The organism is Enterobacter cloacae complex sp. HYC080_NIDB, assembly GCF_056673325.1.
In genome coordinates this window covers 321,938-335,976 of the sequence record NZ_CP114212.1, presented here as the reverse complement: position 1 = coordinate 335,976, position 14,039 = coordinate 321,938, and the positions used below count along the sequence as shown (strand labels likewise).

The window sequence follows — 14,039 nt, the reverse complement described above, 5'->3', positions numbered from 1 at the left end:
CCGCGCAACTTTGCGACTCTCTGTTTGACTGAAGGCCAGACGTTATATGTACCAGGTTTTTCTGGGAAAAATCTCCTCGCTGAGCACCAACCGCTGGGCTGAAGCGCTCTCCCGACACGCGCCCGAAGGCGCCCATCGCGCGCGCTGGCTCGCTGGACGCGGGTTGCTTTCGCGTCTGTTGGCGCCGACGCCACTCCCGGAGATTATCCACAACGAACAGGGGAAACCCCTTTTTGCCGGCGACTATCCGCTGTGGTTCAGCCTCAGCCACTCGGGAGATGAGATTGCGTTAATTATCAGTGACGAAGGTAACGTGGGCTGCTCCCTGGAACGTATTCGCCCGCAGGATAACTGGCGCACGCTCGCTAATGCCGTCTTCAGCGGCGCCGAGCATGAAGAGCTGGAAAAGGAAACGCCAGAGCGCCAGCTTACGGCATTCTGGCGTATCTGGACGCGAAAGGAAGCGATCGTTAAACAGTGCGGCGGTCACGCCTGGCAAATGGTTAGCATTGACAGTACCGCCAGCGCGTTTCATTCAGTCAGCCACTGCCGCATAGACTCGCTGAGTCTTGCGGTCTGTACCGCAACGCCCTTCGAACTCAGCGCCGGCCTGATCCATTCTGCTGACGACGTGCTGGCCTAAAAATCGTTAGTACACCCAGCATAATAAACCCGACGCCCACCAGCCCGTGCCAGGAGAAGTGTTCCCCCCAGCCGGGCAGGACGATTGCCGCGGCCCACACCAGAATATAACTGAGGCTCAGCAAGGCATATGCTTTGCTGAGCGCCATGCGATGCAGCGCCAGATACCAGCAGCCCATAGAGGCCACATACCCCATCAACCCCAGCAGCAGCGCGCCCGTGCCGGATGAGAAGTGCCACAGCGCGGAGATAAGCGCCAGAACATCGCTGACCGGCGGCAGTGCCTGCATGGCATCGCGCAGCAACAGCTGTGCGGCGCTGACTAACAGCACGCTGCATAACGCCCAGAACGCGCCTTTCACAGGCTTCCTCCCAGCACGATAATCCCAATGATGATAAACCCGACCCCCAGCCAGTGGTGCGCAGCAACGTGTTCGCGCCAGAATACTTTTGCCGCCAGCGTTACCCAGACAAAGTTGAGGCTCAGCATAGGATAGGCGACGCCAACGGGCAGGCGTTGCAGCACCACCAGCCAGACCAGCATTCCGCTACCCAGCGCCAGCCCTGCCAGACCCAGCCACAACATAATGTGCGCGCCGCGCCGCCCGGCTTTCGCCGGACGGGTGGCCTGTTTCTGGCATAACTGCCCCGCGCAGCTGAGCAAGCTTGCCAGTACCAGCCAGGTCCAGGTCATCACTTCGGCAGATACTCCAGCAAGGCAAACCGTCCCTGGATATAGAGATTGTCCGGCTGCGGTAAATTCGCCCGTGAGATATCGTCACGTTTTGAAAGCAGAACCACCAGCGACACACGCCCCTGCTGACGATGCGTCGCCAGCCACTGCGCGAAGTCATCTTTGTCGACGTAACGATCTTTCACATCGGGATAATCCAGCCCGTAACGCAGTTCGCCGCTCTGACCAAACAGCGTAATGTCATTACGCTTCAGCTCCCACGCCAGACCCGCGGCCACGCCAACGTTATTGGCCAGCACAAATCGGCTTTCCTGAAGCGGCTCGCGCACGGTATCGACCAGCGACTGCGGCTGTTTGGAATCCACCACCAGGTTAGGAATGGCAAAACCAATCAGCAACGCCAGGCCTGCAGGACACAAGGCTGCCAGCCACCAGCGCTGCTGACTCTGTCTGAACGTAAACCAGCCCACCGCGGCCCAGAGGAGGAACGCCACCACTGCACAGAACACTTTGTACAGTTCGACCGGCGTCCAGACCGGATGCTTAGCCAGCCCCCATGGCGAGACCACCAGCGCCGCAATCACGCCGATCACCCCAAACGCCAGGTTAATCCCACCGTTAATGCGCAACGCTCTCGCACCTTTTTCCGCCGCGAGGCAGGCATAGCGCGCCATCAGGATAGCCAGCGGGGCAAAACAGGGCAGGATGTAGGTCGGCAGTTTGCCTTTGGCGATGCTGAAGAACAGCAGCGGCATCACCACCCAGCCCAGCAGATAGAATCCTCCCCCCGCGCTTTGTCTGTCATTCCAGCCGAGACGAAACGCGCCCGGCAACAGTGCCAGCCACGGCAGACTGCCCGCGAGCAGGAACGGCAGGTAATACCAGAACGGGGCTTTATGCTGGGCGTCGCTCTGGGCAAAACGCTGAATATGTTCAACCCAGAAGAAGTAACGCCAGAAATCAGGCTCCCGATGCGCAATCGCCAGCGCCCACGGCAGGACAATCAGCACGCAGCTCAGGATCGCGAGCCAGCCAAAAATCAGCACCTCTTTCCAGCGCTTCTGGACGATCACCCACGGCAGCACGCCAATCACCGGAACGGCCAGCGCCAGGAAGCCTTTGGTCATCACCCCCATCCCGCAGGCCAGCCCAAGCAGCACATAGCCACCCGCTTTTCCGGCCACGGTTTGGGCCTGCGAGGCCAGCCAGAAGCTGCACAACGCCGCCACCAGCCACAGGGTGATGATAGGATCCAGCACCGCATACGTGCCGATACCGTACACCAGGAACAGGGTCAGGAAGATAAGGCCGGAGAAAATGGCTACTCGCTTATCCCGCCAGAGACGCCAGGCCATCCAGATCACCAGCAGCGCCGTTAACCCGGTGGAGAATATCGCCCCGGCGCGTACGGCAAAGTTGGTGTGCCCGAACAGCAACTGCCCGAGACTGTTGATCCAGTAGCCAGCAATCGGTTTTTCAAAGTAACGCAGCCCCAGAAAATGCGGGACGATCCAGTCACCCGATGCCAGCATTTCGCGGCTGATTTCCGCATAGCGCGTTTCGTCAGGCTGCCACAGCAGGCGGACATCGACAGGAATGAGGTAGTAAACGATAAACAGTGCGAGAAGCGCTAAGCCATAACGGGCTGTTTTCATGGGACCGGACTCACGGTGTGTTGATGGCCAAGCCAGCCTTCCCGGCCAGCCAGTTCATTACGGACAATTTTTCCCACAGGCAGGGTGCTGAGGTCGTCGGGCAGCAGCTCGCTCAACGGGCAGAATTCAATGCCCTCCTGAGCGGCCAGGGTCAGCAACGCATCGAAATCATGCTGATACGCAATCCCCTCTACTTCTGCATGAATGGTATACACCGGCGTACCCGTATCGCGATGCATACGGTCCAGAATATAACGATTAAATTCTTCCGCCTTCACCTCGCGTCCGACCACTTCATCCCAGGTGGGAAGCGTGACCGGAATTTGCACCGTACCGTAGTGATTTTCGCCTAACAGCGGCAAAAACGGCCCGGTTCCGCGGCAATCGCTGTTGTAGCGAAACGCAAAGGCTTCTTTGGCCTTTACGACCCGTTGATCCGCACGCCATCCTGCCACGGCGGAACAGCGCACGGGCTGACCGGTGATGGCCTCCAGCTCCAGCATTCCACGCTCAATTTCACGGGAGAGACGCGGGATATCCCAGACGCCTGCCCACGCCTGCCAGGCGTGGTGATCCCAGGCATGCAGGCCGACCTCATGCTGCTGCGCCGCCTCAAGGATAACCGCTTCGTTACCCGCGCCGATGCGTCTACCGGGCCAGGCGGTGCCGGCCAGCAGAATATCCCAGCCGTAGAGAGATGCTGCGCGTGAGCGCAGCATTTTGAACAGAAATGCCGGTTTAATCAGACGCCATAAATGGCGTCCCATGTTGTCAGGCCCCACGCTGAAGAAGATGCTGGCACGCACACCGTGCTTGCTCAGCAGTTCCAGCAGCCTGGGGACGCCGTCACGCGTTCCCCTGAAGGTGTCGACATCAATGCGTAAACCGACTTTTTTCATGAGACCTGTTCCGACAGCTCCACGGTGCGCAGGAAGAAATCGAGCGTCTCGTCAATGGTTTGCTCCATCTTCACCGTCGGTGTCCAGTTCAGGCAGCGCTTCGCATTGCGAATGCTCGGCTTACGATGCTCAACGTCCTGGTAGCCTTTACCGTAGTAGCTGCTGCTTTCCACTTCACGGAAACCGGCAAACGGTGGGAATTTATCGCGCAGCGGATGGCGCTCAAAGCTGGCCAGCAGCATCTCAGCCAGTTCGCGAATGCTCGCTTCGTTGTCAGGGTTCCCGATGTTGATGATTTGACCGTTGCAGCGGTTATCTTTGTTTTCGATGATGCGGAACAGCGCTTCGATACCGTCGCTGATATCCGTGAAGCAGCGTTTCTGTTTGCCGCCTTCGATAAGCTTAATCGGTGAGCCTTCTACCAGGTTTAGGATCAGCTGGGTGATCGCACGGGAGCTACCGATACGCGCCGCGTTCAGGTTATCCAGACGCGGGCCCATCCAGTTGAACGGACGGAACAGGGTAAAGCGCAGCCCCTCTTTCTCACCGTAGGCCCAAATCACGCGATCCAGCAGCTGTTTGGAGACAGAGTAGATCCAGCGCTGTTTGTTGATCGGCCCGACCACCAGGTTAGAGGTGTCTTCGTCGAAGTTTTTGTCGGTACACATGCCGTACACTTCAGAGGTGGACGGGAAGATGATGCGCTTGTCGTATTTCACGCAGTCGCGAATGATCTTCAGGTTCTCCTCGAAGTCCAGCTCGAACACGCGCAGCGGGTTACGGGTGTACTCGATAGGCGTGGCGATGGCGACCAGCGGCAGTACCACGTCACATTTTTTAATGTGGTATTCAATCCACTCGGAATGGATGCTGATATCCCCTTCCACGAAATGGAAGCGTGGGTTGTCGAGGAAACGACTGATCGCATCCGCGCCAATATCCAGGCCATAGATTTCGTAGTTATCGTCTTTGAGCAGGCGTTCAGTCAGGTGGTTCCCGATAAAGCCGTTCACGCCGAGGATCAGCACGCGGGTGCGGCGTTTAACGGCAACCACCGGGGCGCTTGTGATCAGCGCCCCGGCGACCAGCCCCAGAGACTGGGCCAGCTGCATGCCCTGCACGTAAAGACCGCTGTCGGTTTGCCCGGTAATAATCTCCAGCGCCTCCTCGCCGCAGCTCACAATCAGCGGGGAGACGGAGACAACGGTGCCCGGTTTTGCCGCCGGGATGTCGTCGCGCACGCGGGATTTCCAGACGATAAATTTGCTCACGCCCGCAAAGCTGTATGCCCCCGGCCACGGGTCGGTCACGGCGCGCACCAGGTTATGAAGCTGGCGAGCAGGTTGGTTCCAGTCCAGGCGGCCATCCTCCGGCGTGCGGCGACCGAAGGTACTGGCTTTGCTCTCATCCTGCGCGGTCTCGCTGAAGGTGCCGTTCAGGATAGCTGGCAGCGCGTCGCGCAGCAGGCTTTGTGCCACGGTGCAAAGTTTCTGGTGCAGCTGCAGCGCCGTTTCATCCGCATCGATTGCCACGCGGTGCTGGGCAACGATGGCCCCCGCATCCGCACGGTGGACCATCCGGTGCAGGGTCACGCCCGTTTCCGTTTCGCCGTTCACCAGCACCCAGTTCAGCGGCGCGCGCCCACGGTAGGCTGGCAGCAGTGAGCCGTGAAGGTTAAATGCTCCTTTTGCGGCCAGGCCGAGGATCTCGTCGCAGATCAGGTTGCGATAGTAAAACGAGAAGATGACATCAGGGGCAAGCGCGCGGATGCGCTCCACCCACAGCGGGTGGTTCACGTCGTCCGGGGCATAAACCGGAATCCCCCGCTCGGCGGCGATGCGCGCCACTGAGCTGAAAAAGTGATTTTCGCCCGCCGTGTCCGGATGGGTAAAGATTGCCGCAATGTCATAGCCCGCTTCCAGCAGGGCCAGCGTGCCCGCGCACCCCATATCGTGATAGGCAAATACAACAGCTTTCATGGGTGGATTTCCTCTTGAGATGCTTTGTGTTCCTGACGGACAACACGTTGAATAAAGTAGCGCGGACGTGCGCGGACATCGTTATAAATTCGGCCAATGTATTCACCGAGCAGGCCCATGCCGACAAACTGGGCACCGATGAACATAAACAGCACGGCAAAGAGCATGAAGACCCCTTCCGCCGCCCACTGCGGGCCAAAGACCAGCCGCAGCACCACCAGCAGGACGGAGAGCGCGAACCCCGCCAGCGCGATGATGCTGCCGAAAACGCTCAGCAGACGCAGCGGCGTGGTGGTCAGGCAGGTGATAAGGTCGTACATCAGGTTGATGAGACGCATAAAGCTGTACTTCGATTCCCCGTGCTCACGCTCGGCATGCAGGACCGGGATTTCCGTTGCCTTACGGGCGAACGTGTTAGCGAGGATCGGAATAAACGTGCTGCGCTCGTGGCAATGCAGCATGGCGTCGACAATATGACGGCGGTAGGCGCGCAGCATACAGCCGTAATCGCCCATCGCTTTACCGGTCGTACGCTGGATAAGACGGTTGATAGTGCGTGAGGCCAGCTTGCGGAACAGGCTGTCCTGACGGTTCTGACGCACCGTGCCGACCACGTCATAGCCTTCATCGGCTTTCGCCACCAGGCGTGGGATCTCCTCCGGCGGGTTTTGCAGATCCGCGTCCAGGGTGATGATCAGATCGCCCGTAACGTGGCTAAATCCGGCCATGATAGCCGAGTGCTGGCCGTAGTTACGGTTCAGCAGCACGGCAACAATATGGCTGCCTTTAGCCTGGGCAGCATCGGTCAGCATCATTGCGGAGTCATCGCTACTGCCATCGTCCACCAGCAGAATTTCATACGCTTTGCCCAGCGTCTCGCAGGCGGCCGTCGTGCGGCGAATCAGTTCAGGCAGGCTCTCCTGTTCGTTATAAACAGGAATGACGACGGAAACTTTTTGTACGGGTGGTGCACTGAACATATCAATGTCCTGCAAGCTGATGGAGCGCGGTAATGACGCGGGTTGTGTCGTCATGAGTCATGTCCGGGAAAAGAGGGAGAGAACAAATACGCGCGCTATTCCATTCCGAATTCGGGAGCGATACATCAGGAAAACGCTCGCGGTAGTATTTTTGAGTGTGCGCCGCGCGGAAGTGCAGGCCGGTACCAATGCCCTTCTCCTTCAGCGCCGCCATCAGGTTGTCGCGTGAAATACCGCAGCGGGCTTCATCAACGCGAATAATAAACAGGTGCCAGGCGTGAACGTGCGGCCATGCTGGAATGGTCAGCGGCTGGAACGGCGTATCGGCCAGCTCCCGCAGGTAGCGTTGCGCGATTTCCTCACGGCGTTTGTTGGCCTCTTTTAATTTGCCCAACTGCACCAGCGCCAGCGCGGCGTTAATATCCGCCAGGTTGTATTTATAGCCCGGCGAGATCACTTCAGCCTGCGGTGCACGACCGTGCGTCTGGCGGTCATAGGCATCCACCCCCAGGCCGTGGAATTTCAGACTGCGGATCCGCGCAGCAAGCTGAGCGTTATCCGTGACAACTAAACCGCCTTCTGCACAGGTCATATTTTTAATGGCGTGGAAGGAAAAAATCGCCGTCCCTTTCCAGCCCACATGGCGGTTCTTGTAATAGGTTCCGGCGGCATGGGCAGCATCTTCAATAACGGGAATACCGTGACGTTCGCCAATAGCATGAATCGCGTCGATGTCACACGGTGCGCCAGCATAATGGACGGGGATAATGGCTTTAGTACGCGAGGTTATCGCTGCTTCAACGGCGTCAGGCGTCACCATCAACGTGTCGTTGTCCACATCAATCATCACCGGTGTGGCACCCAGCAACACGATCATATTTAGCGTGGAAACCCAGGTCTGGGAGGGGGTGATCACTTCATCGCCGGGGCCAATATTCAGCGCCATCAGCGTGACATGCATGCCCGCGGTAGCAGAACAGACGGCAATCGCATGCTGATTGCCCGTCAGGTGACAAAATGCCTCTTCAAGCTCCTGATTTTTAGGCCCCGTGGTGATCCAGCCCGACATCAAAACGTCCTGAACCGCCGCCATTTCTTCGGCACCCATTGAGGGTCGCGAAAAGGGCAGAAAATCACTCATTATTAATTTCCTTGCAATAAAAATGGCACGTTTTTGATATTAACCAAATGCCGGTCCGTTTATTTCAACGAACCATAAACTCATATCAAAATAGCTTTCATTTCTTAGGGGAAAATTAAGACAACGTTTATAACGTTATAGAACTACTAGCAGACACTTTAAAAACAACAAGTTAAATTAATATTAAATATTTTATATTGTGATCTTCACAACGTTTTGCCAGGAAATGATTTAAACCAAACATCAACAAACAAAAAAAATCCCGGCCATTTCAAAATAATATGAAATAGCCGGGAACTTTTCTTTTTAGTTAATTGTCGCGCTTATTTTAAGTTTTCTGGAAAGTTTTCAGGTAACTCGCTGGCCGCACAGGCAATCACGCTGTCATCATTTGGACCACAGTCGCGCACAAAGGTGATTGTCGCGAATTCATCAATCACTTCTGTGGGATATGCCGGACCGGCATCGCGATAGCTATTCATCAGCGGAATATGATCGTTCTGGAAACAGACGGTTTTTTCCGGATTGTTCATTACCCAGCGCGGGAAGAAGATGGTGCCGTGGAACAGGTTGTCGCCCAGGTTAACAATCAGGCTCACGTCAGTACCGGTTGGCTCTGTCCAGGAGATTTTATAGATGCTCTCCCCGACGCGAACGATATACGCCTGCTGATCTTTTACCCAACGGTTTCCGACCAGGCCGCTGTGAATACGGTAGTCGAGGGTGTTTTCATTTTTGACGTAAATCTCGTAGTTCCAGCCGTTATCGTAGGTATAAACCAGATGTTTGCCGACGAAGCCGCTTAAGTCATGTTTGTCGAAGTTGCTCATGATGTGTCTCCTTTGTTTTGATGAACGTATCGTACCCCTTCAAAAAATGAATGAATAACGCTATGTTTGAATCAAATTAATTCAAAAATTAGATATGTCATGCATAAAACAACTCTTGAACAGTGGTCACTCCTGGAAAAAGTGGTCGAGGCCGGGAGTTTTGCCAAAGCGGCAGAACAGACACACCGCAGCCAGTCTTCCGTCAGTTACAACCTCTCTTTACTCCAGGAGCGCCTGGGCATTGCGCTGCTGGTGGTGGAAGGGAGACGGGCAGTCCTCACGCCCGCAGGAGAATTATTGCTGAATCAGGTAAAACCGCTGCTGAAAGCGTTCTCTTATGTTGAGACGCGCGCCGCGACGCTGCATAGCGGCATGCGCACCCGAGTCGATCTGATCGTAGACAGTATTTTTCCCCGCCGCAGGCTGTTCGCGATTTTAAGACAATTCCAGCAACGGTATCCGCAAACCCAGGTGCGCCTTACCGAGGTGCTGGAAAATAGCCGCGCGGACACGATAAACGACGAAGCGGACGTAATGGTCCTGACCCGCCGCCAGGACATTACCGGGCTTGGCGAGTGGCTGATGAATATCGACTTTGTCGCCGTGGCGCATTACCAGCATCCGCTCTTTTGTCTTGATGCACCGCTTAATGATGAGATGCTGCGCCCGTGGCCGCTTATCCAGATTGCGGATAGCCAGAACGCCGCGCGGGCTGCCGGCGAGTCGTGGACGTTCTCCACCATTGATGCTGCCATAGAGGCGGTTGTCTCTCAGGTCGGCTACGGCTGGCTGCCAGAGGAACGCATCCAGCCCCTGCTGGAGCAAGGCTTACTGAAAATCCTTCCGCTGAACCACGGTGTCCGCCGGGCCACGCCGCTGCATTTGATCGTGAAACGTACCCTCGCCCCGCTGGATGAGCAGGTTGAAACCCTGCTGCGCCTTTTTAGCCAGGAACCGTCATCACCACCTGCTACGCTTTAAGGTCCGAACGCTAAAACGATAAGGAGCAGAAGATGAAAATCGACTTTGCGGGGAAAGTGGCGCTGGTGACTGCCTCAACCGGCGGTATCGGGTTCGCCATTGCCAGAGGCCTGGCGGAAAGCGGCGCGGAAGTGATCGTGAATGGCCGCAGCATCGACTCGGTGAACAAGGGTATTCAGCAGTTACAGCAGGTTGTACCCGGCGTACAGGTGCGTGCCGCCATTGCCGATCTCAGTACGGCAGAAGGGGTTGAGTCGCTGCTGAAGGTCGCAAGTGATGTCGATATTCTGGTGAACAACGCCGGAATTTACGGCCCGCAGGACTTCTATAGCACCGACGATGAAACCTGGGAGCGTTACTGGCAGACCAACGTGATGTCCGGCGTGCGTCTTTCCCGCGCCCTGCTGCCAGCCATGGTGAAAAAAGGCTGGGGACGGGTGGTGTTTATCTCTTCCGAATCGGCCTGCAATATTCCGGCGGATATGATCCACTACGGGGTGACTAAAACGGCACAGCTCTCGCTCGCTCGCGGGCTGGCGAAGTTCGTAGCAGGAAGCGGCGTGACGGTGAACAGCGTACTGCCGGGGCCCACCCTGTCGGACGGTTTCGCTGAAATGATGAAAGATGAAATCGAGAAAACCGGGAAATCGCTGGAGCAGCTGGCGAAAGAATTTGTCATGGCCAACCGCCCCAGCTCGGTTATCCAGCGTGCGGCCACGGTAGAAGAGGTGGCCAATATGGTGATTTATGTCTGTTCGCCTCAGGCCTCCGCCACCTCGGGCGCAGCGTTGCGCGTCGACGGTGGCGTGGTGGATGACATCATCTGATCCCGTTACGCCGCACTGCCCGTCACGCGGCGGGCCGTGATGTAATGTGCTTGCCAGTAGTCATCGGTCAGGGTTGACACCGTCACCCCCTGGCTGCTGGAGGCGTGAATAAACCGGTTGTCACCGATGTAGACACCGACATGCTTTCGGTTTGGCCCCGTCTGGAAGAAGACCAGGTCGCCGGCCTTAAGACGGTACTGCGCCACCTGCACGCCGCGATGGATTTGCTCGCTGGTCGTGCGCGGCAAATTAAGATTCGCCGCATCGCTGAACAGGTGCTGCATCAGTGCAGAGCAATCCACGCCGCGGTGGCTCGTGCCGCCCCACTGATACTGGGTTCCCTTCCACTTCTGGTATTGATCGAGAATGCGCGAGCGCAGCGGGCCCGTTTCCTGATGAAACAGCGCCGATTTCGCGGGTGATTCCGCAAACGCAGAATTCATCGAGATCATCGATGCGGGCAGTTGAAAACTCATTGCAGAAAACGAAGCAAAACTGAGTGTGAGGATTGAAATAAGCGATCTTAACGTCATATCAAAAATCGTGGCTTAGAGTGAATTTTTCCTTACGCGTGGGGGCCAATGTTCCCCCGAAATATCTTTCGATGTGGCGATAATATAGACAGTTCATTTTTTCACCAACGACTATCGAGGCCAAAAATGGACTCACTTTCAGATCGCAAGATCGTGAAAAAAAGGGTGGAGATGTAAGGACTGTTTAGATAAAGCAGGTAAACTGATCCGCAGAATGTGTATTTCAGCTAAGACGTATTTATGACCAATATGATTGCCGACGAGACGGTGGCTAAATCCAGCGTGCTCTCTGTCTTTGATTTTGATGGGACACTAACGCACCACGATAGCTTTATCCCTTTCCTGCGTTTTGCCTTTGGGAAACGCTACTTCGCAGGCCGCCTGGTGCGCATGGCGTTACCTACGCTGCACTGCGTTCGCCGCAAGCTGACCCGGGATGAGCTAAAGGAAGTGCTGATCAAAACATTCCTGACGGGAGTGGATGAGCACTGGCTGCGCCAGCAGGCGGAAGCATTTTGCGAAAAATACTGGAACAAGCTGATGCGCCCCGAAGGGGTTCTGGCCGTGGCGGCGGAGGTGAATTCCGGTGCGGAGGTGACGATCTGTTCTGCCTCTCCGGCCCTGGTGCTTCAGCCCTGGGCGGATAAGCTCGGTATTAAGCTGATTGGCACCCAGTTGGAAGTGAAAGACGGCAAGCTGACAGGACGCATCACCGGCAATAACTGCCGCTGTGCCCAGAAAGTCGCAAGACTGGAAAAAGTGTATGGCGATCTGAACGCCTATCACCTGCGCGCCTGGGGAGATACCCGCGGCGACCACGAGCTGCTGGCCGCGGCGCAGGATCCTCACTGGCGGCATTTCCACCACCCGCGCAAGCGCCGGAATTCGCCGATTAAGGGTTAGGTGCGGTCTGGTGCCCTCACCCCGGCCCTCTCCCACGGGGAGAGGGAGAAAGGCAAAGCATCAGGCCTCACGTTTCCCAGGGAACATCACGCTCGCAATAATCCCCAGCGCCAGCACGCCTAAAACCACAAACAGGCTCGCCGTCGCGCCAATGCTGTACCCGTGATGCCAGAAGTGATCGGTGGCATTTAACCCCAGCTTGAACGCCACGAAGAACAGCAGCAACACCACGGCTTTCTCAAGGTGGACCAGATACTGCTTCAGCGCTTCCAGCACAAAGTAGAGGGTACGCAGGCCGAGAATGGCGAACATCATGGCGCTATAGATAATCAGCGGCTCGCGGCTCACGGCAATAATGGCCGGTACGGAGTCAAAGGCGAACATCACGTCAGAAAGTTCCACCACCGCCACGCAAAGCAGCAGCGGTGTCGCGTAGCGTTTCGCCTTCTTCACGCGCCCGACCATGACGTCCTGGTTTTCCGGCTTTTCAAGCTCCGCATCCACCTCTTTCTGGGTCAGGATAAAGGCATTGCTGCTGATTTTCGGCCAGACCGGATAGAAGCGCTTCACCAGGCGGTACGCGAGATGGCCGGAGTAATCTTCCACTTCGTCACTCTCTTCATTGCGTTTGAGCATCATCACCGCCGTCCAGCCGACAACCAGCGCAAAAATGACCTCCACGTACGGCCCCAGGCTCAGCAGGCTGGTCCCGATCGCCACGAAAATACCGCGGAAAACAATCGCCCCCAGCACACCCCAGTAGAGCACACGGTGACGGTACTTATCCGGCACACCGAACCAGGCGAAAATCGCCATCATCACAAACAGGTTATCGACGGAAAGCACCTCTTCCAGCGCATAGCCGGTGAGGAACAGGCTCGCCATCTCTGCACCGTGGTGGACATACAGGAACCCGGCGAACGCCATCGCCATCATGACCCAGAAGATGGACCACATCGCCGCGCTGTTCAGCGAGACAGGTTTATCGTGACGGTGCATAAAGAGGTCGATAAACATCGCCCCAACGGCCATCACCACAAAGACAACAACGGTTTCCGTCGGGAAACCGAGATGAGCAGCTGACATACACAACCCTTTTTTGGATACAAAACACCATGCAGACAATAAAAAGCGCGAGCCCGTTAAGGGCACAGCACGCAAAAAAAATAAATATTAACTGTTCTTTTCGGCTGTGTAGAGACATTAAAGTTGTATCCTTTAACCTGAAAAAGACTTTAAAGTTGTAAAGTTTTAAAAAAACACATACAAAACATGATGCTAAGTGTGTATCACACGCTGTTCCAACATTATGCCTTGATGTTCTTGCAGGAACTGCAATTTACAGGAGGAAAAAGGTGTTTTTGTAGTTATCTGGCGTTACGTGACAGTGTTGGTCAGATACTTCCACCTCTTCAGAGTTAAAGTTTGATATATGGGAAAAAAAACGCTCCCGGACGGGAGCGTAAGCCAGTGACTTCGGCGTCAAATGAGGGTCTAACAAGTGGAGCTGCGGGTTAATTCTGGGTGATCTGACTGCGATGCTTATCAGCCTGCTGCTGGTGAACAACGGAAGACTGACCATTATTCGCCTTCTCATGTACAGCTGCGGCCTTCTCATGCTCGCTCATTTCAGAAAATGACTTTGCTGTTTCGTTGGTAGCTCCGGGTTTAGCTTTCATCATTTTTTTATGCATTTCAGCCATGTCCTGGTGGGCAGCAGAATTGCTGTTTTGCATCATGTCATGGGACATTGCGGCCTGATCGTGACTGCTCATATCCATCATTGTCATGCTGTCTCCCTGAATTGCACTTTTTTCAGCAGATGACTGCATCTGGTGGGCAGGTGCCTGTGCATTATTTACCTGGTCATGCATGTTCATTGTCTCTGCAGCCATGGCAGATGAAGCGGCAGCCATAATGGCAACAAATGATACGAGAATCTTTTTCATGGTTGGGTCTCCGGTGTTTACATACC

At 55.8% G+C, this 14,039-nt stretch carries 15 protein-coding genes; 4 read left to right on the top strand and 11 right to left on the bottom strand.

Going from position 1 to position 14,039, the window contains the following annotated elements:
• The first annotated feature begins 46 nt into the window (after nucleotides 1-46).
• The gene (acpT, locus tag O1723_RS01505) at nucleotides 47-643 is read left to right on the top strand and encodes a 4'-phosphopantetheinyl transferase AcpT (protein WP_014885565.1); all 597 of its coding nucleotides are present in this window, start codon (nucleotides 47-49) and stop codon (nucleotides 641-643) included.
• Here acpT and arnF read toward each other — a convergent pair.
• The 8 genes from arnF to O1723_RS01465 all read right to left on the bottom strand — a co-directional run bounded on the left by arnF (nucleotide 600) and on the right by O1723_RS01465 (nucleotide 8,820).
• Nucleotides 600-1,004 carry a 4-amino-4-deoxy-L-arabinose-phosphoundecaprenol flippase subunit ArnF gene (gene arnF, locus O1723_RS01500; protein ID WP_014885566.1) on the bottom strand — a complete coding sequence of 135 codons (405 nt, stop codon included), beginning with the start codon at nucleotides 1,002-1,004 and terminating at the stop codon, nucleotides 600-602. The genes acpT and arnF overlap by 44 nt on opposite strands.
• Nucleotides 1,001-1,336 (bottom strand): 4-amino-4-deoxy-L-arabinose-phosphoundecaprenol flippase subunit ArnE, encoded by a 336-nt coding sequence (gene arnE, locus O1723_RS01495; protein ID WP_014885567.1) that lies wholly within the window; start codon nucleotides 1,334-1,336, stop codon nucleotides 1,001-1,003. Before arnE ends, arnF begins: the two co-directional genes overlap by 4 nt.
• Entirely contained in the window at nucleotides 1,336-2,991 is a 1,656-nt protein-coding gene (gene arnT / locus O1723_RS01490) for a lipid IV(A) 4-amino-4-deoxy-L-arabinosyltransferase (protein WP_248191078.1), read from the bottom strand. The genes arnE and arnT overlap by 1 nt, the downstream gene beginning before the upstream one ends.
• Nucleotides 2,988-3,890 (bottom strand): 4-deoxy-4-formamido-L-arabinose-phosphoundecaprenol deformylase, encoded by a 903-nt coding sequence (gene arnD, locus O1723_RS01485; RefSeq protein WP_014885569.1) that lies wholly within the window; start codon nucleotides 3,888-3,890, stop codon nucleotides 2,988-2,990. Before arnD ends, arnT begins: the two co-directional genes overlap by 4 nt.
• Entirely contained in the window at nucleotides 3,887-5,869 is a 1,983-nt protein-coding gene (gene arnA / locus O1723_RS01480) for a bifunctional UDP-4-amino-4-deoxy-L-arabinose formyltransferase/UDP-glucuronic acid oxidase ArnA (protein ID WP_023337918.1), read from the bottom strand. Before arnA ends, arnD begins: the two co-directional genes overlap by 4 nt.
• A complete protein-coding gene (gene arnC, locus O1723_RS01475) occupies nucleotides 5,866-6,849 on the bottom strand; it encodes an undecaprenyl-phosphate 4-deoxy-4-formamido-L-arabinose transferase (protein WP_014885571.1) in 984 nt (327 codons plus the stop codon). The genes arnA and arnC overlap by 4 nt, the downstream gene beginning before the upstream one ends.
• Before the next feature lies 1 nt (nucleotide 6,850).
• On the bottom strand, nucleotides 6,851-7,990 hold the full coding sequence (arnB, locus tag O1723_RS01470) for a UDP-4-amino-4-deoxy-L-arabinose aminotransferase (protein ID WP_023331508.1): 1,140 nt from the start codon (nucleotides 7,988-7,990) through the stop codon (nucleotides 6,851-6,853).
• Between the two features lie 323 nt (nucleotides 7,991-8,313).
• Nucleotides 8,314-8,820 (bottom strand): phenolic acid decarboxylase, encoded by a 507-nt coding sequence (locus tag O1723_RS01465; RefSeq protein ID WP_014885573.1) that lies wholly within the window; start codon nucleotides 8,818-8,820, stop codon nucleotides 8,314-8,316.
• 99 nt (nucleotides 8,821-8,919) lie between these two features.
• On the opposite strand from O1723_RS01465, the gene O1723_RS01460 reads away from it, so the two are divergent.
• A complete protein-coding gene (locus O1723_RS01460) occupies nucleotides 8,920-9,801 on the top strand; it encodes a LysR family transcriptional regulator (protein ID WP_014885574.1) in 882 nt (293 codons plus the stop codon).
• Nucleotides 9,802-9,833: 32 nt separating this feature from the next.
• Nucleotides 9,834-10,628 carry an SDR family NAD(P)-dependent oxidoreductase gene (locus tag O1723_RS01455; RefSeq protein WP_014885575.1) on the top strand — a complete coding sequence of 265 codons (795 nt, stop codon included), beginning with the start codon at nucleotides 9,834-9,836 and terminating at the stop codon, nucleotides 10,626-10,628.
• A 5-nt stretch (nucleotides 10,629-10,633) separates the two neighbouring features.
• On the opposite strand, the gene O1723_RS01450 is transcribed toward O1723_RS01455, so the two are convergent.
• A complete protein-coding gene (locus O1723_RS01450; RefSeq protein WP_014885576.1) occupies nucleotides 10,634-11,080 on the bottom strand; it encodes an NlpC/P60 family protein in 447 nt (148 codons plus the stop codon).
• Between the two features lie 321 nt (nucleotides 11,081-11,401).
• On the opposite strand from O1723_RS01450, the gene O1723_RS01445 reads away from it, so the two are divergent.
• The gene (locus tag O1723_RS01445) at nucleotides 11,402-12,064 is read left to right on the top strand and encodes an HAD family hydrolase (RefSeq protein WP_014885577.1); all 663 of its coding nucleotides are present in this window, start codon (nucleotides 11,402-11,404) and stop codon (nucleotides 12,062-12,064) included.
• A 60-nt stretch (nucleotides 12,065-12,124) separates the two neighbouring features.
• Here the strand turns inward: O1723_RS01445 and O1723_RS01440 are convergent, their stop codons facing one another.
• Both O1723_RS01440 and pcoE read right to left on the bottom strand, forming a co-directional pair.
• Entirely contained in the window at nucleotides 12,125-13,150 is a 1,026-nt protein-coding gene (locus O1723_RS01440) for a TerC/Alx family metal homeostasis membrane protein (protein ID WP_248191076.1), read from the bottom strand.
• Between the two features lie 428 nt (nucleotides 13,151-13,578).
• Nucleotides 13,579-14,013: a copper resistance system metallochaperone PcoE gene (gene pcoE, locus O1723_RS01435; RefSeq protein ID WP_000723069.1), complete on the bottom strand. Its 435-nt coding sequence runs from the start codon at nucleotides 14,011-14,013 to the stop codon at nucleotides 13,579-13,581.
• Nucleotides 14,014-14,039 lie beyond the last annotated feature (26 nt).

Bases quoted from the DNA above. Each gene is read 5' to 3' on its own strand.
- acpT (WP_014885565.1), top strand. From the start codon at position 47: ATGTACCAGGTTTTTCTGGGAAAAATCTCCTCGCTGAGCACCAACCGC.
- arnE (WP_014885567.1), bottom strand. From the start codon at position 1,336: ATGACCTGGACCTGGCTGGTACTGGCAAGCTTGCTCAGCTGCGCGGGG.
- arnT (WP_248191078.1), bottom strand. From the start codon at position 2,991: ATGAAAACAGCCCGTTATGGCTTAGCGCTTCTCGCACTGTTTATCGTT.
- arnD (WP_014885569.1), bottom strand. From the start codon at position 3,890: ATGAAAAAAGTCGGTTTACGCATTGATGTCGACACCTTCAGGGGAACG.
- arnA (WP_023337918.1), bottom strand. From the start codon at position 5,869: ATGAAAGCTGTTGTATTTGCCTATCACGATATGGGGTGCGCGGGCACG.
- arnC (WP_014885571.1), bottom strand. From the start codon at position 6,849: ATGTTCAGTGCACCACCCGTACAAAAAGTTTCCGTCGTCATTCCTGTT.
- arnB (WP_023331508.1), bottom strand. From the start codon at position 7,990: ATGAGTGATTTTCTGCCCTTTTCGCGACCCTCAATGGGTGCCGAAGAA.
- O1723_RS01465 (WP_014885573.1), bottom strand. From the start codon at position 8,820: ATGAGCAACTTCGACAAACATGACTTAAGCGGCTTCGTCGGCAAACAT.
- O1723_RS01460 (WP_014885574.1), top strand. From the start codon at position 8,920: ATGCATAAAACAACTCTTGAACAGTGGTCACTCCTGGAAAAAGTGGTC.
- O1723_RS01455 (WP_014885575.1), top strand. From the start codon at position 9,834: ATGAAAATCGACTTTGCGGGGAAAGTGGCGCTGGTGACTGCCTCAACC.
- O1723_RS01450 (WP_014885576.1), bottom strand. From the start codon at position 11,080: ATGATCTCGATGAATTCTGCGTTTGCGGAATCACCCGCGAAATCGGCG.
- O1723_RS01445 (WP_014885577.1), top strand. From the start codon at position 11,402: ATGACCAATATGATTGCCGACGAGACGGTGGCTAAATCCAGCGTGCTC.
- O1723_RS01440 (WP_248191076.1), bottom strand. From the start codon at position 13,150: ATGTCAGCTGCTCATCTCGGTTTCCCGACGGAAACCGTTGTTGTCTTT.
- pcoE (WP_000723069.1), bottom strand. From the start codon at position 14,013: ATGAAAAAGATTCTCGTATCATTTGTTGCCATTATGGCTGCCGCTTCA.